The organism is Nocardioides gilvus (assembly GCF_003194605.1).
Lineage (GTDB): Bacteria > Actinomycetota > Actinomycetes > Propionibacteriales > Nocardioidaceae > Nocardioides > Nocardioides gilvus.
Map to the genome: position 1 here is coordinate 24232 of NZ_QHKY01000007.1, position 22864 is coordinate 47095.

At 67.6% G+C, this 22864-nt stretch carries 24 protein-coding genes; 23 read left to right on the top strand and 1 reads right to left on the bottom strand.

Annotated features, from left to right (window positions below; genetic code table 11):
* The first annotated feature begins 140 nt into the window (after nt 1-140).
* The 23 genes from argS (at nt 141) to DNK52_RS15485 (ending at nt 21979) form a co-directional block, all read left to right on the top strand.
* A complete protein-coding gene (gene argS / locus DNK52_RS15375) occupies nt 141-1805 on the top strand; it encodes an arginine--tRNA ligase (RefSeq protein WP_110241926.1) in 1665 nt (554 codons plus the stop codon).
* Nucleotides 1802-3223 (top strand): diaminopimelate decarboxylase, encoded by a 1422-nt coding sequence (gene lysA, locus DNK52_RS15380; RefSeq protein WP_110241927.1) that lies wholly within the window; start codon nt 1802-1804, stop codon nt 3221-3223. Before argS ends, lysA begins: the two co-directional genes overlap by 4 nt.
* Nucleotides 3220-4512 carry a homoserine dehydrogenase gene (locus DNK52_RS15385; protein ID WP_110241928.1) on the top strand — a complete coding sequence of 431 codons (1293 nt, stop codon included), beginning with the start codon at nt 3220-3222 and terminating at the stop codon, nt 4510-4512. The genes lysA and DNK52_RS15385 overlap by 4 nt, the downstream gene beginning before the upstream one ends.
* On the top strand, nt 4509-5576 hold the full coding sequence (gene thrC / locus DNK52_RS15390) for a threonine synthase (RefSeq protein ID WP_110241929.1): 1068 nt from the start codon (nt 4509-4511) through the stop codon (nt 5574-5576). Before DNK52_RS15385 ends, thrC begins: the two co-directional genes overlap by 4 nt.
* Nucleotides 5577-5579: 3 nt before the next feature.
* Nucleotides 5580-6479 carry a homoserine kinase gene (thrB, locus tag DNK52_RS15395; protein ID WP_110241930.1) on the top strand — a complete coding sequence of 300 codons (900 nt, stop codon included), beginning with the start codon at nt 5580-5582 and terminating at the stop codon, nt 6477-6479.
* A 220-nt stretch (nt 6480-6699) separates the two neighbouring features.
* Complete coding sequence (gene rho, locus DNK52_RS15400) at nt 6700-8733, top strand: transcription termination factor Rho (protein WP_110241931.1); 2034 nt, start codon at nt 6700-6702, stop codon at nt 8731-8733.
* A gap of 144 nt (nt 8734-8877) precedes the next feature.
* Nucleotides 8878-9243 carry a response regulator transcription factor gene (locus tag DNK52_RS15405; protein WP_110241932.1) on the top strand — a complete coding sequence of 122 codons (366 nt, stop codon included), beginning with the start codon at nt 8878-8880 and terminating at the stop codon, nt 9241-9243.
* A gap of 117 nt (nt 9244-9360) precedes the next feature.
* The gene (gene rpmE / locus DNK52_RS15410) at nt 9361-9567 is read left to right on the top strand and encodes a 50S ribosomal protein L31 (protein ID WP_110241933.1); all 207 of its coding nucleotides are present in this window, start codon (nt 9361-9363) and stop codon (nt 9565-9567) included.
* A gap of 101 nt (nt 9568-9668) precedes the next feature.
* The gene (prfA, locus tag DNK52_RS15415) at nt 9669-10742 is read left to right on the top strand and encodes a peptide chain release factor 1 (protein WP_110241934.1); all 1074 of its coding nucleotides are present in this window, start codon (nt 9669-9671) and stop codon (nt 10740-10742) included.
* Nucleotides 10743-10747: 5 nt separating this feature from the next.
* Nucleotides 10748-11602: a peptide chain release factor N(5)-glutamine methyltransferase gene (gene prmC / locus DNK52_RS15420; protein ID WP_110241935.1), complete on the top strand. Its 855-nt coding sequence runs from the start codon at nt 10748-10750 to the stop codon at nt 11600-11602.
* Nucleotides 11599-12372, top strand: a complete 774-nt coding sequence (locus tag DNK52_RS15425; protein ID WP_110241936.1) for an L-threonylcarbamoyladenylate synthase — start codon at nt 11599-11601, stop codon at nt 12370-12372. Before prmC ends, DNK52_RS15425 begins: the two co-directional genes overlap by 4 nt.
* Nucleotides 12372-13517 carry an MraY family glycosyltransferase gene (locus DNK52_RS15430; protein ID WP_110241937.1) on the top strand — a complete coding sequence of 382 codons (1146 nt, stop codon included), beginning with the start codon at nt 12372-12374 and terminating at the stop codon, nt 13515-13517. Before DNK52_RS15425 ends, DNK52_RS15430 begins: the two co-directional genes overlap by 1 nt.
* A 105-nt stretch (nt 13518-13622) precedes the next feature.
* Nucleotides 13623-14090, top strand: coding sequence for a hypothetical protein (locus DNK52_RS15435; RefSeq protein WP_162598807.1), 468 nt, complete (start codon nt 13623-13625; stop codon nt 14088-14090).
* Nucleotides 14091-14168: 78 nt separating this feature from the next.
* A complete protein-coding gene (locus DNK52_RS15440; RefSeq protein WP_110241939.1) occupies nt 14169-14387 on the top strand; it encodes an AtpZ/AtpI family protein in 219 nt (72 codons plus the stop codon).
* Nucleotides 14388-14424: 37 nt separating this feature from the next.
* The gene (atpB, locus tag DNK52_RS15445; protein WP_110242025.1) at nt 14425-15243 is read left to right on the top strand and encodes a F0F1 ATP synthase subunit A; all 819 of its coding nucleotides are present in this window, start codon (nt 14425-14427) and stop codon (nt 15241-15243) included.
* Nucleotides 15244-15334: 91 nt separating this feature from the next.
* Nucleotides 15335-15538, top strand: coding sequence for an ATP synthase subunit c family protein (locus DNK52_RS15450; protein WP_275426162.1), 204 nt, complete (start codon nt 15335-15337; stop codon nt 15536-15538).
* A gap of 51 nt (nt 15539-15589) precedes the next feature.
* Nucleotides 15590-16123 (top strand): F0F1 ATP synthase subunit B, encoded by a 534-nt coding sequence (locus tag DNK52_RS15455; protein WP_110241940.1) that lies wholly within the window; start codon nt 15590-15592, stop codon nt 16121-16123.
* Nucleotides 16123-16932 carry a F0F1 ATP synthase subunit delta gene (locus DNK52_RS15460; protein ID WP_110241941.1) on the top strand — a complete coding sequence of 270 codons (810 nt, stop codon included), beginning with the start codon at nt 16123-16125 and terminating at the stop codon, nt 16930-16932. The genes DNK52_RS15455 and DNK52_RS15460 overlap by 1 nt, the downstream gene beginning before the upstream one ends.
* A 62-nt stretch (nt 16933-16994) precedes the next feature.
* On the top strand, nt 16995-18635 hold the full coding sequence (gene atpA / locus DNK52_RS15465) for a F0F1 ATP synthase subunit alpha (RefSeq protein ID WP_110241942.1): 1641 nt from the start codon (nt 16995-16997) through the stop codon (nt 18633-18635).
* 2 nt (nt 18636-18637) lie between these two features.
* Nucleotides 18638-19546: a F0F1 ATP synthase subunit gamma gene (locus DNK52_RS15470; RefSeq protein ID WP_110241943.1), complete on the top strand. Its 909-nt coding sequence runs from the start codon at nt 18638-18640 to the stop codon at nt 19544-19546.
* Between the two features lie 5 nt (nt 19547-19551).
* Complete coding sequence (gene atpD, locus DNK52_RS15475) at nt 19552-21009, top strand: F0F1 ATP synthase subunit beta (RefSeq protein ID WP_110241944.1); 1458 nt, start codon at nt 19552-19554, stop codon at nt 21007-21009.
* Nucleotides 21009-21404 carry a F0F1 ATP synthase subunit epsilon gene (locus DNK52_RS15480; protein ID WP_110241945.1) on the top strand — a complete coding sequence of 132 codons (396 nt, stop codon included), beginning with the start codon at nt 21009-21011 and terminating at the stop codon, nt 21402-21404. The genes atpD and DNK52_RS15480 overlap by 1 nt, the downstream gene beginning before the upstream one ends.
* Before the next feature lie 119 nt (nt 21405-21523).
* The gene (locus tag DNK52_RS15485) at nt 21524-21979 is read left to right on the top strand and encodes a DUF2550 domain-containing protein (RefSeq protein WP_110241946.1); all 456 of its coding nucleotides are present in this window, start codon (nt 21524-21526) and stop codon (nt 21977-21979) included.
* A 46-nt stretch (nt 21980-22025) separates the two neighbouring features.
* On the opposite strand, the gene DNK52_RS15490 is transcribed toward DNK52_RS15485, so the two are convergent.
* Nucleotides 22026-22601 (bottom strand): cob(I)yrinic acid a,c-diamide adenosyltransferase, encoded by a 576-nt coding sequence (locus tag DNK52_RS15490; protein ID WP_110241947.1) that lies wholly within the window; start codon nt 22599-22601, stop codon nt 22026-22028.
* Between the last annotated feature and the right edge of the window lie 263 nt (nt 22602-22864).

Below are 22864 nucleotides of genomic sequence, written 5' to 3' on the forward strand. Positions count from 1 at the left end.
GCCCAGAAGACTACCGGGCATCGGTCGAGCGAGCGAAACTGCCCCGCTTGCCGGGCGTGGGGCGCCACCGGTGGCGGGGTCAGGTCACGAGGGGTGAAACCGATGTCAGGCCACAGGCTCCGCGCGGATAGGCTGGTGCGGTGACCCCCGAGCATCTCTCCTCCCTGATCGTCGACGTCCTCAACGGACTCGCCACCGACGGCGCGCTCACTTTGCCCGACGGTGTGCCGACCGACGTGACGGTGGAGCGACCCCGGCAGAAGGGGCACGGCGACTACGCGACCAACGTCGCGCTGCAACTGGCGAAGAAGGCCGGCACCAACCCCCGGGCCCTCGCCGAGTTGGTGAAGGCCGGGCTCGAGGCCGATGCCGGCATTTCCGGCGTCGAGATCGCAGGTCCGGGCTTCCTGAACATCTCCGTCGATGCCGGCGCGCAGGGCCAGGTCGCGGCAGACATCGTGGCCGCCGGTGCGGCGTACGGCAGCTCCGACACCTTCGCGGGCGAGAAGATCAACCTGGAGTTCGTCTCCGCCAACCCGACCGGGCCGATCCACATCGGAGGCGTCCGTTGGGCGGCGGTCGGTGACGCGCTCGGCCGGATCTTCACCAAGACCGGCGCCGAGGTCACCCGCGAGTACTACTTCAACGATCACGGCGGGCAGATCGACCGCTTCAGCGGGTCACTGCTCGCCGCTGCCAAGGGTGAGCCGACCCCGGAGGACGGCTACGGCGGGCAGTACATCCACGACATCGCGGGAGCAGTCCTGGCCCAGCGCCCCGACGCGCTGGAGCAGGACTCCGAGACCGCGCAGGAGATCTTCCGAGCCGTGGGCGTCGAGATGATGTTCGCCGAGATCCGTCAGAGCCTTCACGACTTCGGCGTCGACTTCGACGTCTACTTCCACGAGGACACGCTGCACAGGTCCGGCGCCGTCGACCGTGCGGTCGCCAAGCTCGGCGAGCTCGGCAACACCTACGAGAAGGACGGCGCGATCTGGCTGGCCACCGAGAAGTTCGGTGACGACAAGGACCGCGTGATCATCAAGTCCGACGGTCAAGGCGCCTACCTCTCCGGGGACCTGGCCTACTACCTCGACAAGCGTGAACGCGGCTTCGACCGTTGCTTCATCATGTTGGGCGCCGACCACCACGGCTACGTGGGTCGGATGATGGCGATGTGCGCCGCGTTCGGTGACACTCCTGGCACCAACCTGGAGATCCTGATCGGCCAGATGGTCAACCTGCTTCGCGACGGCCAGCCGATGCGGATGTCCAAGAGGGCCGGCACCGTGGTCACGATCGACGACCTGGTGAGCGCCATCGGGGTCGACGCGGCCCGTTACGCCCTGGCCCGCTACAGCTCGGACTCCAACATCGACCTGGACCTGGACCTGTGGGCCAAGGCCGGCAACGACAACCCCGTCTACTACGTCCAGTACGCGCACGCCCGAGTGGCTTCGCTGCTGCGCAACGGCGCGGACCTGGGTCTGGCGCCGGCCGGGGACGACTTCGACCCCACGCTGCTCTCCCACGAGAAGGAGGGCGAGCTGATCCGCGCCCTCGCCGAATTCCCGCGGGTCATCGCGAGCGCGGCCGAGCTGCGCGAACCGCACCGGGTCGCGCGTTACCTCGAGGACCTCGCCGGCACCTACCACCGGTTCTACGACTCGTGTCGCGTACTGCCGATGGGCGACGAGGAGCCGGGCGACCTGCACCGAGCCCGCCTGCTGCTGGTGGCTGCCACCCGTACGGTCCTGGCCAACGGTCTCGACCTCCTCGGCGTCTCCGCCCCGGAGCGGATGTGAGCGCCACCCACGAGGCCGGGTGGGCCCACGCGTCCGGGGCGCTGCGCGGACCTTCCTGGCTGCGCGAGCCCGCCGACCCCAATGCCCTCGTCACTCCGCTGTGGTCCAGCACGGCACGCAAGGTCGACGGTGTCCTGGAGATCGGTGGCGTCGCGCTGACCGACCTGGTTGCCGAGCACGGCTCTCCGGCGTACGTCCTCGACGAGGTCGACTTCCGAGGCCGCGCTGCGGCCTTCCGCGACGCCTTCGCCGACTACGACGTCTACTACGCAGGCAAGGCCTTCCTGAGCACGACCACCGCTCGGTGGATCGCCGAGGAAGGCCTCTGCCTCGACGTCTGCAGCGCCGGCGAGCTCCTCGTGGCCCAGCGGGCAGGCTTCGACATGGCCCGCGTCGGCTACCACGGCAACAACAAGACGGTCGCCGAGTTGGCCCGTGCCGTCGAGCTCGGTGTCGGCCGCATCATCGTCGACTCCTTCGACGAGATCGAGCGCGTCGTGGCCCTTGCGACCGCCCGCCCGGTCGAGGAGCAACAGGCCAGCCCTGTACGGGTCATGGTGCGGGTCACTGCTGGCGTCGAGGCGCACACCCACGAGTACATCGCCACTGCCCACGAGGACCAGAAGTTCGGTTTCTCGATCACCTCGGGCGACGCCTTCGAAGGGGTCAGCCGCCTGAGCGCCGCACCGGGGGTGCACCTGCTCGGCCTGCACTCGCACATCGGCAGTCAGATCTTCGACTCGTCCGGGTTCGAGGTCGCCGCTCGTCGGGTCCTCGCACTGCACGCCCGCGTGGTCAACGATCTGGGCGTCGTCATGCCCGAGATGGACCTGGGCGGTGGCTTCGGCATCGCCTACACGACGCAGGACGACCCCTCGACCCCGGAGAACCTGGCCGGTGAGATGAGCGAGATCGTCGCCCACGAGTGTCGCGGGCTGGGCATCGAGGCGCCGCGACTCTCGATCGAGCCCGGCCGCGCCATCGTGGGTCCGTCGATGTGCACCGTCTACACCGTCGGCACGGTCAAGGACGTCGCGCTCGACGGGGGAGCAAGCCGCCTCTACGTCAGCGTCGACGGCGGGATGAGTGACAACATCCGGACCGCGTTGTACGACGCGGACTACTCCTGCACCGTGGCCAACCGCGCCTCCGACGCCGAGCCACGCCTGACACGGGTGGTCGGCAAGCACTGCGAGGCAGGTGACATCGTGGTCAAGGACGAGTTCCTGCCCGGCGACGTGACCGCGGGCGACCTGGTGGCGGTCCCGGCGACCGGTGCCTACTGCCGTTCGATGGCATCCAACTACAACCATGCGCTGCGACCCCCTGTGATCGCCGTGCGGGACGGGGCGACACGCGTGGTCGTGCGCCGTGAGACTGAGGAAGATCTGTTGGCAACCGACGTGGGTGGAGCATGAGCAAGAAGTCGTTGAAGGTGGCGTTGCTGGGCTGTGGCTCGGTGGGGTCCCAGGTGGTTCGGCTCCTGACGGAGCAGGCCGGCGACCTCGAGGCGCGGGTGGGTGCCCCGGTGGAGTTGGTCGGCGTGGCCGTACGCCGACTCGACGCGCCGCGCGAGGTGGAGGTGGCGCCAGAGCTGCTCACCACCGATGCCGAGGCCCTGGTCTCCCGCGCCGACGTGGACGTCGTGGTCGAGGTCATCGGCGGCATCGAGCCCGCCCGCACCCTGATCCTCGCGGCCCTGGCCAACGGGGCGTCCGTGGTCACCGCCAACAAGGCGCTCCTGGCCGAGGACGGTCCGACGCTCTTCGAGGCTGCCGCCAAGGCCGAGCGGGACCTCTACTACGAGGCCGCGGTGGCGGGTGCCATTCCGATCCTGCGTCCGTTGCGCGAGTCGCTGGCCGGTGACCGGGTCACCCGTGTCCTGGGGATCGTCAACGGCACCACCAACTTCATCCTCGACAAGATGGACACCTCGGGCGCGGGGTTCACCGATGCCCTCGAGGAGGCCCAGGAGCTGGGCTTCGCGGAGGCTGATCCCACCGCCGACGTCGAGGGGTTCGACGCGGCTGCCAAGGCCGCCATCCTGGCGAGCCTGGCCTTCCACACGCGGGTCACCGTCGGCGACGTGCACCGCGAAGGCATCTCGGAGGTCACGGCTGCGGACATCGCCTCGGCCCGCGACATGGACGCCGTGGTCAAGCTGCTGGCCATCGCCGAGCTGCGCGACGACCAGGTGGCCGTGCGCGTGCACCCGGCGATGATCCCGCGCTCGCACCCACTGGCGAGCGTCCGTGAGGCGTACAACGCAGTCTTCGTCGAGTCCGAGGCTGCCGGCCAGTTGATGTTCTACGGCCCGGGTGCGGGTGGTTCTCCCACCGCTTCAGCCGTGCTGGGAGACCTCGTCACGGTGGCACGCAACCGGCTCCACGACACCACCGGCGTGGGCGAGTCGGCCTACGCCGAGCGCGAGATCCTCCCGATGGGTCAGACCGTCACGCGCTACCACGTCGCCATCGACGTGCAGGACCGCGCGGGCGTGCTCGCCGCGGTTGCCCAGGCCTTCGCAGACAACGACGTCTCGATCCAGATCGTCCGACAGGAGGGCCGCGGTGACGAAGCACAGCTCGTCGTGGTCTCCCACCAGGCCACGGACGCCCAGTTGAGTGCCACCGTCGAACAGTTGCGGGGCATGGAGATCGTTCGCGAGGTCACCTCGGTGATGCGCGTCGAAGGAGAGTCGGAATGACAGTGCACCAGTGGTTGGGCGTCATCGAGGAGTACCGGGACCTCCTGGACATCCCCGCAGGCATGAAGGCCATCACCCTGCGTGAGGGCGGCACCCCGATCGTCGACTCCGGCTGGCTCTCCGAGCTCACCGGCGCCGAGGTCTGGCTCAAGGTCGAGGGCAACAACCCGACCGGGTCCTTCAAGGACCGCGGCATGACCACCGCGATCTCGGTGGCGGTCCACGAGGGGGCCAAGGCCGTCGTCTGCGCCTCCACGGGCAACACATCGGCCTCGATGGCCGCGTACGCAGCCAAGGCTGGCCTCAAGCCGCTGGTCCTCGTGCCCGAGGGCAAGATCGCGGCCGGCAAGATGGCCCAGGCGATCGTGCACGGTGGTCAGATCATCATGGTCCGCGGCAACTTCGACGACTGCCTCACGATGGCGCGGGAGTTGAGCGAGAAGTACCCGGTGGCGCTGGTCAACTCGGTCAACCCGGCCCGCCTCCAGGGGCAGAAGACCGCCGCCTTCGAGATCATCGACTTCCTGGGCGACGCCCCGGACCTGCACTTCCTCCCGGTGGGCAATGCCGGCAACATCGCCGCGTACTGGATGGGCTACAGCGAGTACGAGAAGGCCGGCAGGTCCACCCGCCGGCCGGTGATGCGCGGTTTCCAGGCCGAAGGTGCTGCCCCTCTCGTCCACGGTGCGCCGGTCGCCGACCCCGAGACCAAGGCGACGGCGATCCGCATCGGCAACCCGGCTTCGTGGGACCTTGCGGTCACCGCCAAGGAGGAGTCGGGAGGAAGCTTCGCGGCGATCAGCGACGACGACATCCTGGCTGCCCAGCGCGACCTCGCCGCCCACGACGGTGTCTTCGTCGAGCCGGCATCGGCCATCGGTGTGGCGGGCCTGCTCAAGGCTGTCGCTGCCGGCGAGGACTTCTCCGGCAAGCGCATCGTGATCACCGTGACCGGCAACGGGCTCAAGGACACCGCCACCGCGCTGGAGGGCTTCGGTCCTCTGGTCGACGTGGTCGTCGACGCCGACGTCGACGCGGCAGCTGCTGCGGCCGGACTGGCCTGAGGCGTGGCGCCGTTCGTCGAGGGGCCGGTCACCGTCAGCGTGCCGGCCACCTCCGCCAACCTCGGACCGGGGTTCGACGCGCTCGGCCTCGCCCTCTCCTCGCGTGACGAGCTCACCGCCGAGGTGACCGCAGGGGGCATCGAGGTCGACGTACGCGGGTGCGGCGCCGAGGACGTGCCGCGCGACGAGTCCCACCTCGTCGTACGCGCCATGCGGATGGGCTTCCGTGCGATGGGCACGGAGCCCCAGGGTTTCACCCTCGAGTGCAAGAACGTCATCCCGCACACCCGTGGCATGGGCTCCTCCTCCGCCGCGATCGTGGGCGGTCTGGTGCTGGCCCGCGCCATGGTCGCTGGTGGCCAGCTGCTCCTCGACGACGACGCCATCTTCCGGCTTGCGGCAGGCCTGGAGGGACACCCCGACAACGTCGCCCCGGCGATGTACGGCGGATTCACGATCGCGGGTGACGACAACGGGCGATGGTTCGCGCTGAAGATGCCGGTCGACCCGCGCGTCACCACCGTGACCTTCGTGCCCACCGAGCCGGTGGCGACGAAGGTGGCTCGCGGGTTGCTCCCGAGCAGTGTTCCCCACGCGGCGGCCGCGGCCAACGCTGGACGTGCGGCTCTGCTGGTGGCCGCGCTCTCGAGTCGGCCGGACTGGCTGCTCACCGCGACCGAGGACAAGCTGCACCAGGATTACCGCGAGCCGGCGATGCCGGAGTCCCTGGCGCTCATCCGGCAGTTGCGTGCCGACGGGTTCCCGGCCGTCGTCTCGGGCGCCGGACCGACGGTGTTGGCGTTGACCGACCTGGGGTCGGTGGACGAGTTGATCCAACGCAGTCCTGCGGGATGGGCGACGCGTCACCTGTTGATCGACCAGGACGGCGCCCGGGTGGAATGACCCGGCGATGACATGCCCGGGACGGCCCAGCGCCCTGGGCGTGAGCGGTGGTAGCGTGAGCGCGCGCCACTCGGCGTACCCACCCGATTCTGATGTCCTCATCGCGGGTGACCTCTTTCCTTCCGCCGCACGCGGGCACCACCCGTGGTGAGCGGTTCCGGAGCAGAGACTTGACGTGAGCCGACCTCCACCGTCGGCACTGAACGTGGGAAGGGCTCTCGTGAGCGAAACCACCACCGGATCCACCACCCCGCCGCCCGCCAAGAAGCGGGCCGCAAGCATCAACAGCATGCTCCTCGCCGATCTCAAGGCGGTGGCTGGCGGTATCGGCATCGCCGGGGCCGGGTCCATGAAGAAGGCACAGCTGATCGAGGCCATCAAGGCCCATCAGGACAGCCATGCCGCCGGCGCGCCCCAGCGTGCGGCAGCGAAGGTGGAGCAGGCCAGGAAGGCCCCGACATCCGAGGGGGAGAAGACTGCTCCCGCTGACGGGGCGCAGGAGTCCGCCGCCGCCGACGGTGGCGGCGACTCGAGCGCCGGGGACAAGCCCCGGGTCCGTACGACGCAACGCACCCGTCAGCGTCCGGTGCGCGCACCACAGGAAGGCGAGGCCCAGGCAGCGGAGCGTTCAGACGGCGCAGGGTCATCCGGTCAGGAGCAGGGCGCCAAGTCCGCCAGGTCCGCTCGACAGGACAAGCAGGAGTCGTCCGGCCAGGGCAAGCAGGAGCAGTCCGGCCAGGGCAAGCAGGGTCAGGGCAACAAGCAGGGTCAGGGCAACAAGCAGGCCAAGCAGGAGCAGTCCGGCCAGGGCAACAAGCAGGCCAAGCAGGAGCAGTCCGGTCAGGGCAAGCAGGATCAGCAGGAGCAGTCCGGCCAGGGCAAGCAGGATCAGCAGGGCAAGCAGAACCGACAGGACCAGAACCGACAGGACCAGAACCGCCAGGACCAGAACCGCCAGCAGGACCAGGGGCGTCAGGACCAGGCACGCCAGCAGGACGACGATGACTTCGACGACGAGGGTGGCAGTCGCCGCAATCGCCGCCGCCGCGGTCGCGAACGTACTGGCGGTCGAACGGGCGCCCGCAACGAGCCCGACACCACCATCCTCGAGGACGACGTCCTCGTGCCCGCTGCAGGGATCCTCGACGTCCTCGACAACTACGCCTTCGTCCGCACCAGTGGCTACCTGCCGGGAGCCGACGACGTCTACCTCTCGCTGTCGATGGTCCGCAAGTACGGCCTGCGCCGCGGGGACGCGCTCGTCGGGCAGGTGCGTCATCCGCGTGAGGGGGAGCGTCGGGAGAAGTTCAACCCGATGGTCCGTATCGACACGGTCAACGGCGTCGAGCCGGACGCTGCCCAGGAGCGCCCCGAGTTTGCCGACTTCACGCCGATCCACCCCGCTGAGCGGCTTCGTCTGGAGACCGACAGCTCCAACACCCTCGGTCGGGTGATCGACATCGCGGCCCCGATCGGCAAGGGACAACGCGGACTTGTCGTGGCGCCGCCACGCTCGGGCAAGACCGAGGTCATGGGGGCGATCGCCAGTTCGATCAGTGCCAACAACCCGGAGTGCCACCTGATGGTGGTGCTGATCGACGAGCGCCCTGAGGAGGTCACCGACTACCAGCGCTCGATCCGCGGCGAAGTCATCGCCTCGACGTTCGACCGCCCGGCCAGTGACCACATCCTGATCGCCGAGCTCGCCGTGGAGCGGGCGAAGCGGCTGGTCGAGCTGGGCCACGACGTCGTCGTCCTGATGGACTCCCTGACGAGTCTGGGTCGGGCCTACAGCACCGTGGTCCCGGCGACCGGAAAGGTGCTGCACGGCGGTGTCGACTCCGCCGCACTGCATCCCGCCAAACAGCTCTTCGGTGCGGCGCGCAACGTGGAGGACGGTGGCTCACTGACCATCCTCGCCACCGCGATCGTCGAGACGGGGTCCTCCGCGGACGACGCCATCTTCGAGGAGTTCGCCGGCACGGCCAACATGGAGCTGGTGCTGCGCGGAGAGCTTGCCGCGCGTCGGCTCTTCCCGCCCGTCGACGTGGTCGGTTCGTCGACCCGGCGCGAGGAGCACCTCCTCGGCGAGGAGGAACAGGCCATCCTGCTCAAGTTGCGTACGGCCTTGATGGACGTCGACGCGCTGCCTGCTCTGGAGTCGGTGCTGGGGCGGATGTCGCGCACCAGGAACAACGTCGAATTCCTGTCCAAGGTCCAGCAGGCCGACGTCTCGGAACTGGCCAAGCGCTGAACCAGTGAGCCGCCACCTCCCTTCGCATACCGAATATCCGGTAAGCGGAGGGAGGTGATCGCTCTCGCTCCCGGATATTGCCCCGCACAGGGCCGATCCCTCTTAGGCTGCTCTCACCATCATTTGCGAAGGGTCGAACTGAACATGGCACACATCCTCGTTGCAGATGACGACGTGGACATCCGGGAGTTGGTCGAGTTCAAGCTGTCGACCATGGGTCACGAAGTCGTCGCTGTGGCTGACGGCGCTTCCGCGGTGGAAGAGGTACAGCGTCGCCGTCCGGACCTGGCCGTCCTCGACGTGATGATGCCCGGCATGTCCGGTCTTGAGGCCGTCCGGGTGATCCGCAACGACCCTGCTCTGGCGGACCTTCCGGTGATCCTGCTGACTGCTCGCGCCCAGGAGTCCGACCGCGAGACGGGGTTCGACTCAGGCGCCGACGACTACATCACCAAGCCCTTCAGTCCGAGGGAGTTGGCGGCCCGGGTCGAGGCTCTTCTCAACCGCTGAGCGGCGTGCCCGGCCCCGGATTGGGTCGGGTGTGGCACCCAGTGGCAGAATTGACCCTCGGTACCGGTTCACGTGCTGCATCAGGCGGCACGACCCGGCGACCTCGAGAGGAATGACATGAAGAAGGACATCCACCCGGAGTACGTCACGACCGAGGTCACCTGCACCTGCGGCGCGACCTTCACCACCCGCAGCACCGCGACTTCCGGCACGCTCCGCGCCGACGTCTGCTCGCAGTGCCACCCGTTCTACACCGGTAAGCAGAAGATCCTCGACACCGGCGGCCGCGTGGCCCGCTTCGAGGCCCGCTACGGCAAGAAGTAGTTCTGTCCGGACGCCGGTTCCCACTGAGGTGGGGGCCGGCGTCCGTTCATTTCTCCTGACGGTCCGGTCGGGAGTCCGCACCACCGTGCCAAGGAGAACCAGTGTTCGAGGCCATCGACGGTCTGCTCGCTGAGCACGCTGACATCGAGCAGCGCCTCGGGGCGCCGGAGACCCACGCCGACCAACGCCTGGCCAAGCAGTTGAACCAGCGCTATGCCGAGCTCTCCGCCGTGATCGCCGCCTGGCGCGAGATGAACGGCATCATCGACGACCTTGCGGCTGCCACCGAGCTCGCTGGTGACGACGCCGACTTCGCCCTGGAAGCAGAGTCGCTCACCGCTCGTCTGCCGGTTGCCGAGGAACGACTCCGCCACCTGTTGGTGCCGCGGGACCCCACCGACTCCAAGGACGCGCTGCTCGAGATCAAGTCGGGGGAGGGGGGTGAGGAGTCGGCGCTCTTCGCCGGTGACCTGCTGCGCATGTACACCCGCTATGCGGAGACCTGTGGGTGGGGCGTCGAGATCATCGACGCGGCCCACTCCGACCTTGGTGGCTACAAGTCGGTCACCGTGGCGGTCAAGGCCCGGGGAGTCTCCGAGCCCGGTCGTGCCCCCTACGCCCTGCTCAAGTTCGAGGGCGGAGTGCATCGCGTCCAGCGAGTGCCGGTGACCGAGTCCCAAGGTCGTGTCCACACCTCGGCGGCCGGCGTTCTGGTGATGCCGGAGACCGAGCAGGTCGAGTTCTCGATCGACGAGAACGACCTGCGCATCGACGTCTACCGCAGCTCGGGCCCCGGCGGCCAGAGTGTCAACACGACCGACTCGGCGGTCCGGATCACCCACGTCCCGACCGGCATCGTGGCCAGTTGCCAGAACGAGAAGAGCCAGCTCCAGAACAAGGAGCAGGCCATGCGCATCCTGCGGGCCCGGATGATGCAGGTTGCCCAGGACGCGGCTGACGCGGAGGCCTCGGATGCGCGGCGCTCCCAGGTGCGTACGGTGGACAGGTCGGAGCGGATCCGCACCTACAACTACCCGGAGAACCGGATCTCGGACCACCGCACCGGCTACAAGTCCTACAACCTGGACCAGGTGCTCGACGGCGCGCTCGAGCCCGTCATCGAGTCGTGCGTGAAGGCCGACCTGACGACCCGCCTCGCGGCGCTCGAGGACTGACAGCGATGTCGCCTCGGCGCGCAGCCCTCGCTGCCCAGCGACGTGCATGGGCTGACCTCCTCGCCGCAGGCGGAGTCGAGTCCCCAGAGTTCGACGTCAACCTGTTGCTCTCCCACGTGACCGGGCGCAGCCTGGGAAACCTGACACTGCTCGATGAGCTCACTGCAGGCCAGGTCGTGCAGATGGACGAGCTCGTCCATCGGCGTGCCACCCGAATCCCACTCCAGCACCTCACGGGGCGCGCCTACTTCCGACACGTCGAGCTCGAGGTGGGGCCGGGAGTCTTCGTGCCGCGACCCGAGACCGAGCTCCTTGCCGGCTGGGCAATCGAGGCCTGCCAGGGCCTCGAGGCCCCGGTGGTCGTCGACCTCTGCACCGGCTCGGGGGCGATCGCCAAGGCGGTGGCCCACGAGGTGCCGAGCGCACGCGTGCACGCCGTCGAACTGGACGAGCCTGCGTACGGGTGGGCGGAGCGCAATCTCCGCAGCACCGGCGTCGACCTGCGCCAAGGAGACATGGCGGATGCCTTTCCCGAGCTGGACGGGACGGTCGACGTCGTGGTCTGCAATCCGCCCTACATCCCCCTCGAGGCCTGGGAGTCGGTGGCGAGCGAAGCCCGTGACCACGACCCGCACCTGGCTCTCTTCTCGGGCCAGGACGGCCTGGACGCGCTGCGGGTCCTGGAGCGTCGGGCCGCTCTGCTGCTCCGGCCCGGGGGAGTGGTGGGAGCTGAGCACGCCGATGTCCAGGGGGCGAGTGCCCCCGGCATCTTCGTGACCGCCGGAAGGTGGAGCGAGGTGCACGACCATCGAGATCTTGCCGGTCGTGCGCGCTTCCTCACGGCCCGACTGGCACGATGAGCACCATGCAACTGAGCACCGGAACCGAGACCGAACGCGACGAGGCCATGGAGGCTGCGACCCAGGCAGTCCGTCGGGGCGAACTGGTCGTGATCCCCACCGACACCGTCTACGGCATTGGTGCCGATGCGTTCGACGCGAGCGCGGTCACGGCGCTGCTCGCGGCGAAGGGGCGCGGACGCGACATGCCGCCTCCGGTGCTGGTCAGCAGCGCCACCACCCTGGACGCCCTCGCGACCGAGGTGCCGGAGTACGCGCGCGCCCTGGTCTCGGCGTTCTGGCCGGGCCCGCTCACGCTGGTCTGCCGCCAACAGGCGTCGTTGAAGTGGGACCTGGGGGAGACCCGCGGCACGGTCGCGGTACGCATGCCCGATCACGAGATTGCGCTCGGCATCCTGGAGCGGACCGGCCCCCTGGCAGTCAGCTCTGCCAACCTGAGCGGAGAGCCTGCGGCCCGCGACGCCGACGAGGCGACCGCCATGCTGGGCGAATCCGTTGCGGTGGTCGTCGACGCAGGTCGTACGCCGGGCGCGGACCCCTCCACCATCGTTGACGTCACCGGCAAGAGCTGTCGCGTGCTGCGCGTGGGCGCGGTGGGAGTGGCTGCCCTGCGCGAGGTCCTCGATCCGCTCGCCGTCATGCTCGTCGGTGAGGGCGTGGTGCCCGAGACCCCGGCCGAGGCCCCGTACGCCGCCCAGACGGACCCCGAGTCCGCGGACGATCCCGATGCCGAGGTCGCGCCTGCTCAAGAGGACACCGAGAAGGCCTGATGCGCGAGTTCCTCCTGGTCTTCACCGTCGCAGCAGCCTCGACGTACCTCCTCACGGTCATCGCGCGCGACATCGCGATCCGTACGGGCGCCGTCGCCCAGGTCCGCGACCGTGACGTCCACGCGGAGCCGATCCCCTACCTCGGGGGCCTGGCGATGCTGGGAGGGCTGTGGGCGGCCTGGTTCGTGGCCCGGGAGTTGCCCTTCCTCTCGGGCAGTGACCCCTTCGTCTTCCGCGACGCCGCCGCAGTGTTGATCGCAGGGTCGCTGATCTGTGCGGTCGGCGTGCTGGACGACGTCTTCGACATCGATGCCCTGACGAAGTTCGGTGGGCAGGTGTTGGCCGCCGGGCTCCTGGTCGCGTTCGGGGTGAAGTTCTACTTCTTCCCCAATGGTCAGGGGGAACAGTTCGCGCTCTCCAGCTCGGAGGGAGCGCTGTTGACCGTGCTCCTCGTCGTGTCGACGGTCAATGCGGTCAACATGGTCGACGGGCTCGACGGACTGGCCTCCGGCGTCGTGGGCATCGGTGCCGCCGCCTGTTTCCTGTTCTGCTACCAGCTCTCCGACATCAACGGAGTCACCCTGGCCACCACGGGCGCGCTCCTGAGCGCTGCGCTGGCCGGCGCCTGCGCGGGCTTCCTGCCGCACAACTTCCACCCCGCCAGACTCTTCATGGGGGACTCGGGTTCGATGTTGATCGGTCTGGTCCTCTCGGCGAGCGCGTTGACCCTGACCGGACAGTTCGACGGTTCGGAGATCGCGTTCGGTCGGGAGGGGGCCAACCCGGGATGGGCGGTCCTGCTGCCGTTGCTCCTCCCCGTCTCGCTGCTCGTCGTGCCGATGGCCGACATGGTGCTGGCCGTCGTACGCCGGACGCGTCAGGGCCGCTCACCCTTCGCGCCGGACAAGGAGCACCTCCACCACCGACTGCTGGAGATCGGCCACTCGCAGCGCCGGGCCGTCTTCATCATGTGGTTGTGGGCCGCGCTGATCAGTTTCGGTGCCGTCCTGATCAGCCTCTACAGCGGGCCCGCGCTGACCTGGGCGCTGTTGGCCGCGGGGGTAGCCGTGATCACCTTGACGTTCCTGTTGCCGCGGATGCCCACCCCCCAACTGAAGCCGGCGGAGCACTCCGTCCACGAGTGATTCGGACGGGGCGTTTTCCGCCCGTCCAGGACCTTGTGATAACTTTCACTAGCCCGCAGAGCACCGCGGTGCGAGACTCTTGTTCCCCACAGAACGGCCGCCGTCATGACGACCGAGATGAACCGCCGCCCCGGTGACCCGGGCCTGCGAGTCCTCGGCCTGACGACCGTTGGGGCCTTCGCGATGGCCGCTCTGGTCACCCTCGTGGCGTGGGCTGCGGGCGGTGAGGGAGCGGTCGGGGGAGCGGCAGCCGGATCCTTCTCGTTGGCCGTCGTGATGTCGTTCGGCACCTTCGTCGTGCACTCCGTGGCAGCGGCGATGCCGAGCCTCTCGCTCCTCATCGCGTTGATGACCTACGCCCTGCAGATCGTCATGACCGGGGCCTTCTTCCTGGCCCTGCAGAGGTCAGGCGCGCTGGGCACGACGATCGACGGCACGTGGCTCGTCGTGGGTGTCGTCGTGGCGAGCCTGACCTGGAGCGCGAGCCAGATCTGGTTGAGTGCACGGGCACGCGTCCCGATGTATGACCTTCCGGTCTCCGGAGCGTCCCAGACGCAGGAGCCGGGTGCGTGATGGACATCTTCGACTGCTATCGTCGCCACCGCGATGACTCAAGAGAACCCATCCAACGGTCACGCCGCGGAACCGCATGTGGAGACACCGAGCCAGGATCCTTGGCGGGCTTTTGCCTACGTTGTCTCCGGTGTAGCGGTCTACGGATTCGCCGGGTGGGGTCTCGACCAGTGGTGGGGCACCGACTTCATGGTGGCCATCGGCATCGTCGTGGGAGCCGCTCTGGGCATCTACCTGACCTGGAAGGCGTTCACGCCACCGGATCCCACGGACAACGACAAGTTCTTGAATCAGTAGTGCGGCAGACACAGGAGACATTGTGAGTGTGATCGCGATGAGCGCGATTCGGGCAGAGGGATTCATCCCGCCGGGCCCGGCCGACTTCAACCTCCCCCCGTTGGGGCACACCAAGGACACCGCTCCCACGTTCGATTTCATGGGGTACGCCTTCTTCGCCGGGGTCACGAAGCCGATGCTGCAGCTGGCCCTCTCGGCCATCCTGGTCTTCGTCTTCTTCTACTACGCCTCGCGCAAGCGAGCGCTGGTGCCCGGCAAGCTGCAGTACATCGGCGAGGCCGGCTACGGCATGGTGCGCAACAGCATCGTCCGGGACAACGTCGGCAGCGAGCACTTCATGCGCTTCGTGCCGTTCCTGGTGTCGTTGTTCTTCTTCATCCTGGTGAACAACTACTTCGGCCTGTTCCCGGGCATCCAGTTCCCGACCGCATCGCGGGCCGGTGTGGCCTACGCCCTGGCACTCATCGCCTGGCTGGTCTACAACTCGGTGGGCGTGCAGAAGCACGGCTTCTTCGGATACCTCAAGCACCAGACTCTTCCGAGCGGCATCAAGGGCCCCGTCCTGCTGCTGCTCATCCCGTTGGAGTTCTTCTCCAACATCGTGGTGCGCCCGGTCACCCTGGCACTGCGACTCCTGGCCAACATGTTCGCCGGCCACATCCTGCTGATGCTCTTCGCTCTGGGTGGTGAACACCTCCTGACGATGGGTGGGGCCTACATCGGCGCCGGCCTGATGTCCTTCGTGATGTTCATGCTCATCTGCGTCCTCGAGATGCTGGTCATGTTCCTCCAGGCCTACGTCTTCGTCCTCCTCACCGCCATGTACATCGGCGGCGCGCTCGCGGACGAGCACTGATCTCCATCCCTGAGCCCGACACCGTCGGACTCTCCTGAATCACCGAACACCACACACTCCCAAAATCTGGGGACTACGAAAGGAAGAAGCCGTGGAAGGCTCTCTCAACATGCTCGGGTACGGCATCGCGACGATCGGCCCCGGCCTCGCCGTGGGTCTGATCTTCGCCGCATACATCAACGGGGTGGCTCGCCAGCCCGAGTCGCAGGGTCGTCTCCAGCCGATCGCCATCCTGGGCTTCGCCCTGGCTGAGGCGCTCGCCATCATCGGTATCGCCCTCGCCTTCGTCATCTGACGAAGACTTCGGCTGATACCTGTCGTCTGAATCCAACAGAAGGACCTGCACATGCAGACTGAGGTCATCCGGGCAGCGGGTGGGGAGCCCAACTTCCTCTTCCCCCACCCCGTCGAGTTCGTCCTCGCAGTGATCTTCTTCGTCACACTCGTCGTGCTGATGAAGAAGTTCGTCGTGCCTGCCTTCGAGCAGGCGTACGCCGAGCGCACCGCCGCCATCGAAGGTGGACTGGCGGCCGCCGAGACGAAGCAGGCCGAGGCCGACGCCAAGCTGGCTGCGCTCGACCAGCAGCTCTCCGAGGCGCGGCACGAAGCTGCGCGCATCCGTGAGGAGGCGCGCGAGCAGGGAGCCACGATCATTGCGGAGTTGCGTGAGCAGGCTCAGGCCGAGGCAACCCGCATCGTCGACGCCGGCAAGGCACAGATCGAGGCGGAGCGCCAGCAGGCGGTCATCTCGTTGCGTGCCGAGGTCGGCAGCCTGGCCACCGGCCTGGCAGGACGCATCGTCGGCGAGAGCCTGGATGACGAGGCTCGTTCGAGCCGCGTCGTCGAGCGTTTCCTCGCCGAGCTGGAAGGCGCCAACTGATGTCTTTCCGTGGTGCTTCGGCCGACGCGTACGCCGCTCTGACCGGCTCCCTCAAGGGAGCCCTGAGCGGTGGCGCCGACGCCGCACAGGTCGGCACCGACCTGTTCTCGGTGGCCGAAGTGCTCCGTGGGCAGCCGACGCTTCGCCGTGTCGCGACCGACGTGTCGGTCGACGCGACGGCGAAGGTCGGCCTCGTCAACGGACTCTTCGCCGGCAAGCTGTCTCCGACCGCCGGCGAGTTGCTGGCTGAGGCCGTGGCCCAGCGGTGGACCCAACCTCGGGACCTGGCGCTGGCGCTCGAAGAGCTCAGCGTGGTCGCGACGGTCGAGTCCGCCGGGTCGGAGTCGGAGCAGTTGGCCTCCGAGCTCCACGACCTGGACCAGCTCCTCGATACCAACCCCGACCTGCGCTCGGCACTGTCCGACCCCGCTCGCTCGGTGCAGGACAAGCGGGCCCTGATCAGGGGCCTGCTCGAGGGCAAGGTCCTGACCTCCACCATCACCCTGGCCGACCAGGCCCTGGCCGGTAGTCACCGGACCATGTCTGACGCGATCTCCGCCTACCAGCAGCTCGCTGCCCAGGCACACGGTCAGAAGGTCGCCACCGTCACGGTGGCCCAGGAACTGAACGCGACCGACCAGGCCCGCCTCGCGGCGGCCCTGCAGCGCCAGTACGACCGCGAGATCCAACTCAACGTCGTAGTTGACCCGAACGTCATCGGTGGCGTCCGTGTCGAGATCGGTGACGACGTCATCGACGGCACCGTCGTCAACCGCCTGGACGACGCCCGCCGCAAGCTGGCCGTCTGAGCCTCGGCTCAGCAGGGTCAACTCCACCAGAACTTCGAGCACACGAAAGTAAGGATGAGCAAATGACGGAGCTTTCGATCCGTCCGGACGAGATCCGGGACGCGCTGCAGCGCTTCGTGGCGGACTACAAGCCCGAAACTGCGAGCCGCGAAGAGGTCGGCACGGTTTCCGAGGCTGCGGACGGCATCGCCCGGGTCACCGGACTCCCGTCCGTCATGGCCAACGAGCTGCTCGAGTTCGAGGACGGCACGCTGGGCATCGCCCTGAACCTCGACACTCGCGAGATCGGCGTCGTTGTCCTTGGTGACTTCGACAAGATCGAAGAGGGCCAGGACGTTCGTCGTACCGGCGAGATCCTCTCGGTCCCCGTCGGCGACGGCTACCTGGGTCGCGTGGTGGACCCGCTCGGCACCCCGATCGACGGCCTCGGTGAGGTCGCGACGACCGGTCGCCGCGCGCTGGAGCTCCAGGCGCCTGACGTGATGCAGCGCAAGTCGGTGCACGAGCCCCTCTCGACCGGTATCAAGGCGATCGACGCCCTGACCCCGATCGGTCGTGGACAGCGCCAGCTGATCATCGGTGACCGCGCCACGGGCAAGACCACCATCGCGATCGACACGATCATCAACCAGAAGCAGAACTGGGAGTCCGGGGACCCGGACAAGCAGGTCCGCTGCATCTACGTCGCCATCGGCCAGAAGGGTTCGACCATCGCCTCCGTGCGTGGCGCCCTCGCCGAGGCCGGCGCGCTGGAGTACACCACCATCGTGGCCTCCCCGGCGTCCGACTCGGCCGGCTTCAAGTACCTCGCCCCGTACACCGGCTCGGCCATCGGCCAGCACTGGATGTACGACGGCAAGCACGTCCTGATCGTCTTCGACGACCTGACCAAGCAGGCCGAGGCTTACCGCTCCGTGTCGCTGCTGCTGCGTCGTCCGCCGGGCCGTGAGGCCTACCCGGGTGACGTCTTCTACCTGCACTCCCGTCTGCTGGAGCGTTGCGCGAAGCTCTCCGACGACATGGGCAAGGGCTCGATGACCGGCCTGCCGATCATCGAGACCAAGGCCAACGACGTCTCGGCGTTCATCCCGACCAACGTCATCTCGATCACCGACGGACAGATCTTCCTCCAGTCCGACCTGTTCGCGGCCAACCAGCGCCCCGCCATCGACGTGGGTGTCTCGGTCTCGCGAGTCGGTGGTGCCGCGATGACGAAGGCCATGAAGGCCGTCACCGGTTCGCTCAAGGTCGACCTGGCGCAGTTCCGTGCCATGGAGGCGTTCGCCATGTTCGCCTCCGACCTCGACGCCGCGTCGCGTCAGCAGCTGGACCGCGGTCAGCGCCTGATGGCGCTGCTCAAGCAGCCGCAGTACTCGCCGTACCCGGTCGAGGAGATGACGGCGTCGCTGTGGACCGGTACCTCCGGTCGCCTGGACAAGGTGCCGGCCGAGGACGTGCTGCGCTTCGAGGGCGAGTTCCTCGACTTCCTGCGCCGCTCGCACTCCGGGATCCTGTCCGCGATCCGCGAGACCGCCAAGTTCGAAGACTCCACCGAGGTCGAGTTGACCAAGGCGTACGACGCGTTCCTCGACCAGTTCGAGACCTCTGACGGTCACTCGATCAAGGTCGGCAAGGAAGAGCACGTCGCCCTGGATGACGAGGACGTCGAGCAGGAGCAGATCGTCAAGCAGAAGCGGGGCTGACGATGGCCGTATCGCTGCGTGAGTACCGCGCGCGGATCAAGTCGACCGAGTCGATGAAGAAGATCACGCGCGCCATGGAGCTCATCGCTGCGTCTCGCATCATCAAGGCGCAGGGACGGGCCAAGGCGGCAGCGCCGTACGCCCGCGAACTGACGCGTGCGGTGTCGGCGGTGGCCACGTTCTCGAACGTGGACCACCCCCTCACCACCGAGCCGGCGGACTCCCGCCGGGCCCTGGTCCTGGTCGTCACCAGTGACCGCGGTCTGGCAGGGGCCTACTCCTCGAACGTTCTCAAGGAGGCCGAGCGCCTGATTGAGAAGTTGAAGGGAGAGGGCAAGGAAGTAGACCTCTACACGACCGGCCGCAAGGGCCAGGCCTACTTCAAGTTCCGTGAGCGTGCCGTGGTCCAGTCCTGGATCGGCTTCTCCGACCAGCCCACGTACGACGTGGCAGCTGAGATCGGCGGCACCCTCATCGACGCCTTCCTGGCTGATGACGAGACCGGTGTCGACGAGGTGCACGTGGTCTACACGCGCTTCAAGTCGATGATGGTCCAGGAGCCGACGGCCATCCGTCTGCTCCCTCTGGAGGTCGTGGAGGGCACCGAGGCGCCTGAGCAGGGCGAGTTGCTCCCGCTCTACGAGTTCGAGCCCTCCGCAAGCGAGGTCCTTGACGCGTTGCTCCCGAAGTACGTCCAGAGCCGGATCTTCTTCGCTCTCCTGCAGGCCGCAGCCTCCGAGCTCGCTGCCCGCCAGAAGGCAATGAAGTCCGCGACGGACAACGCCGACGAACTCATCAAGAAGTACAAGCGAATTGCCAACCAGGCCCGCCAGGCTGGCATTACCCAGGAAATCAGCGAGATCGTCGGAGGCGTCAATGCGCTTGCCGACTCGAACGCCGGGAATGAGTGAGAAATATGACTGCCACTGTCGAAGAGACCCAGGCCGCTAGCGCTGCTGGTGGCGTCGGCCGCATTTCGCGCGTGATCGGCGCGGTCGTGGACATCGAGTTCCCGACCGACGCAATGCCGTCGATCTACAACGCCCTGAAGGTCGACCTGACCCTCGACGGCGTCACCGAGACCATCACCCTCGAGGTCGCCCAGCACATCGGTCACGGCATGGTCCGTGCCATCTCGATGCGCTCGACCGACGGACTGGTCCGCGGTACGACCGTGCGGGACACCGGCGAGCCGATCTCGGTTCCCGTCGGTGACGTGACCCTCGGTCGCGTGTTCAACACGACCGGTGAGTGCCTCAACCTCGAAGAGGGTGAGACGCTCGACGTCAAGGAGCGGTGGGGCATCCACCGCAAGGCTCCGGCCTTCGACCAGCTCGAGTCCAAGACTCAGATGTTCGAGACCGGGATCAAGGTCATCGACCTCCTGACCCCGTACGTCACGGGTGGAAAGATCGGTCTGTTCGGTGGTGCCGGTGTCGGCAAGACCGTGCTGATCCAGGAGATGATCGCCCGTGTGGCCAAGAACCACGCCGGCGTGTCCGTGTTCGCCGGTGTCGGTGAGCGCACCCGTGAGGGCAACGACCTGATCGAGGAGATGCAGGAGGCCGGCGTCTTCGACAAGGTCGCCCTGGTCTTCGGTCAGATGGACGAGCCGCCGGGCACGCGTCTTCGCGTCGCCCTGTCGGCCCTGACGATGGCGGAGTACTTCCGCGACGTGCAGAAGCAGGACGTGCTGCTCTTCATCGACAACATCTTCCGCTTCACCCAGGCAGGTTCAGAGGTCTCCACGCTGCTCGGCCGCATGCCGTCCGCCGTGGGTTACCAGCCCAACCTGGCCGACGAGATGGGTCAGCTGCAGGAGCGGATCACCTCGACGCGTGGTCACTCGATCACGTCGATGCAGGCGATCTACGTCCCCGCCGACGACTACACCGACCCGGCTCCCGCCACGACGTTCGCCCACCTGGACGCCACCACGGAGCTCTCGCGTGACATCGCCTCGCTGGGCATCTACCCGGCCGTGGACCCGCTCACCTCGACGTCGCGCATCCTGGACCCGCAGTACATCGGCCAGGCGCACTACGACTGCGCCATCCGCGTGAAGCAGATCCTGCAGAAGAACAAGGAGCTGCAGGACATCATCGCCATCCTCGGTGTCGACGAACTGTCCGAAGAGGACAAGATCGTCGTACACCGTGCACGTCGGATCCAGCGCTTCCTGTCGCAGAACACCTACGTCGCCAAGCAGTTCACCGGCATCGAGGGCTCGACGGTCTCCATCGAGGACACCATCGAGGCGTTCAACAAGATCGCTGAGGGCGAGTACGACCACGTCGCCGAGCAGGCCTTCTTCATGTGCGGTGGACTCGACGACGTCGAGGCCAAGTGGGCCGAGATCCAGAAGAACACCTGATGGCTGGCTCACTGCTGCAGGTGGAACTCGTCTCGGCCGACCGCCTCGTGTGGTCGGGCGAGGCGAAGATGGTCATCGCGCGCACCACCGAGGGTGACATGGGCGTCCTGCCCGGTCACGCTCCGGTGCTGTCGGTGATCATCGAGGGTGTCGTCGACATCCAGACGCCGCAGGGCGAGACGTGGGTCGCAGCGGTTGACGCTGGCTTCCTGTCGGTCTCCAACGACCGAGTCTCGATCCTCTCCGAGCGGGCTGAGATGTCGCACGAGATCGACCTGGAGAAGGCCCGCAAGGACCTTGAGCGTCTCCGGGCCGCAGGCGAGAACGACGACGAAGCCAACGAAGCCGTACGTCGTGCCGAGGCACGCGTGCGCGCTGTCGAGCGGGCTTCCTGACGGTCGGCACACAGGCACACGTAGGGTGAGCACACGGTTGACGTGTGCTCACCCTGCTGCATTTGTCGGGCGGGTGTCCGCACGGACCGGTCACGGTTCACAGGTGTCGAGGAGGTTGCATGCACGACGGTTGGCTCGGAGTGCTGGACGCGCTCGGCGTCCTGCTGCTCCTCGTGGTGTGTCTGGGCATTGCCTTGGTCGTGCGTCGCCGTGCCATCTCCAAGCCAGGCGCGACGTTCGAACTCAGCCACCGCGTGCGTGACACCCAACCCGGGCGCGGGTGGGTGCTAGGTCTGGGCCGTTACACCGGAGAGACCTTGGAGTGGTTTCGCATCTTCTCGTTGTCGCCCCGTCCCAAGCGCGTCTTCTCCCGTTCCGAGGTCGCCTACGAAGGGGTGCGGGACCCAGCACCCACTGAGGCCGGTGCGTTGTACGCCGACCACGTCGTGGTCGCCTGTCGCACTCCTGCCGGGCCCGTGGAGCTGGCCATGAGTCGCTCGTCGCTCATGGGCTTCCAGGCGTGGATCGAGTCCGGACCGCCCGGCACCAACTGGGACAGCAAGCCACTGCGCTGACCGCGCGCCCGCTTGCAGGTCGCCGGAGCCGCGACCTTCGGGACAGTCAGTCCCTCTCGCCCCCGGGCACCCACAGGACGTCACCGTTCTCGCGGTTCGCGTGGCGCGCGAGGATGAACAACAGGTCAGAGAGCCGGTTGAGGTACTTGATGGCCAGCAGGTTCATCGTCGCCTCGTGCTCGGCCCAGGCTGCCCAGCCGGAGCGTTCAGCGCGCCGAGTGACCGTGCGGGCCACGTGGAGGCTGGCCGCTGACGGTGTGCCGCCATTGAGGATGAACGAGCGCAGGTTGGGCAACTCCTCGTTGAACTCGTCGCACCAGCCCTCCAGACGGTCGACGTAGTCCTGGGTGATCCGCAGCGGCGGGTACTCCGGGCTCTCGACGACCGGGGTGCAGAAGTCCGCACCGACGTCGAAGAGGTCGTTCTGGATCCGGGTGAGGACCCGGACGACGTTCGCCTCGAGGCCGCCGGTGGCCAGCGCGACGCCGATGGAGGCGTTCGCCTCGTCCACATCGGCGTAGGCGGCCAGTCGGAGGTCGGTCTTGGACGTCTCGCTCATGTCGCCGAGGCGGGTCGTGCCGGCATCGCCGGTGCGGGTGTAGATGCGGGTGAGGTTGACCATGCATCGAGGGTAGCGGCGCGGCTGGTCGGCCCTTGTGACTGGCCACGACAGCACTCCAGCCTCACGTGTGTCTTCACGTCACTTGCGGCACCTACCGGGGGGTCACCGGTCCGGGGGGTCGATAATCGGACGTTCGCGTCCGCCACGACGCAGAGGTGCTTGGAGCATCAGGGTCCTGTGGGTTACCAATGGATCACGAGATCCAGATCGCCGCACAACGGGGTGAGGTGATGGATCCGACCGGGGATGTCACAGACCTTCCT

Bases quoted from the DNA above. Each gene is read 5' to 3' on its own strand.
- DNK52_RS15435 (WP_162598807.1), top strand. From the start codon at position 13,623: ATGACGACCGAGATGAACCGCCGCCCCGGTGACCCGGGCCTGCGAGTC.
- thrC (WP_110241929.1), top strand. From the start codon at position 4,509: ATGACAGTGCACCAGTGGTTGGGCGTCATCGAGGAGTACCGGGACCTC.
- DNK52_RS15430 (WP_110241937.1), top strand. From the start codon at position 12,372: ATGCGCGAGTTCCTCCTGGTCTTCACCGTCGCAGCAGCCTCGACGTAC.
- prmC (WP_110241935.1), top strand. From the start codon at position 10,748: ATGTCGCCTCGGCGCGCAGCCCTCGCTGCCCAGCGACGTGCATGGGCT.
- DNK52_RS15405 (WP_110241932.1), top strand. From the start codon at position 8,878: ATGGCACACATCCTCGTTGCAGATGACGACGTGGACATCCGGGAGTTG.
- rpmE (WP_110241933.1), top strand. From the start codon at position 9,361: ATGAAGAAGGACATCCACCCGGAGTACGTCACGACCGAGGTCACCTGC.
- atpD (WP_110241944.1), top strand. From the start codon at position 19,552: ATGACTGCCACTGTCGAAGAGACCCAGGCCGCTAGCGCTGCTGGTGGC.
- DNK52_RS15490 (WP_110241947.1), bottom strand. From the start codon at position 22,601: ATGGTCAACCTCACCCGCATCTACACCCGCACCGGCGATGCCGGCACG.
- atpB (WP_110242025.1), top strand. From the start codon at position 14,425: ATGAGCGCGATTCGGGCAGAGGGATTCATCCCGCCGGGCCCGGCCGAC.
- DNK52_RS15470 (WP_110241943.1), top strand. From the start codon at position 18,638: ATGGCCGTATCGCTGCGTGAGTACCGCGCGCGGATCAAGTCGACCGAG.
- DNK52_RS15385 (WP_110241928.1), top strand. From the start codon at position 3,220: ATGAGCAAGAAGTCGTTGAAGGTGGCGTTGCTGGGCTGTGGCTCGGTG.
- DNK52_RS15480 (WP_110241945.1), top strand. From the start codon at position 21,009: ATGGCTGGCTCACTGCTGCAGGTGGAACTCGTCTCGGCCGACCGCCTC.
- DNK52_RS15485 (WP_110241946.1), top strand. From the start codon at position 21,524: ATGCACGACGGTTGGCTCGGAGTGCTGGACGCGCTCGGCGTCCTGCTG.
- DNK52_RS15455 (WP_110241940.1), top strand. From the start codon at position 15,590: ATGCAGACTGAGGTCATCCGGGCAGCGGGTGGGGAGCCCAACTTCCTC.
- atpA (WP_110241942.1), top strand. From the start codon at position 16,995: ATGACGGAGCTTTCGATCCGTCCGGACGAGATCCGGGACGCGCTGCAG.
- DNK52_RS15425 (WP_110241936.1), top strand. From the start codon at position 11,599: ATGAGCACCATGCAACTGAGCACCGGAACCGAGACCGAACGCGACGAG.
- DNK52_RS15460 (WP_110241941.1), top strand. From the start codon at position 16,123: ATGTCTTTCCGTGGTGCTTCGGCCGACGCGTACGCCGCTCTGACCGGC.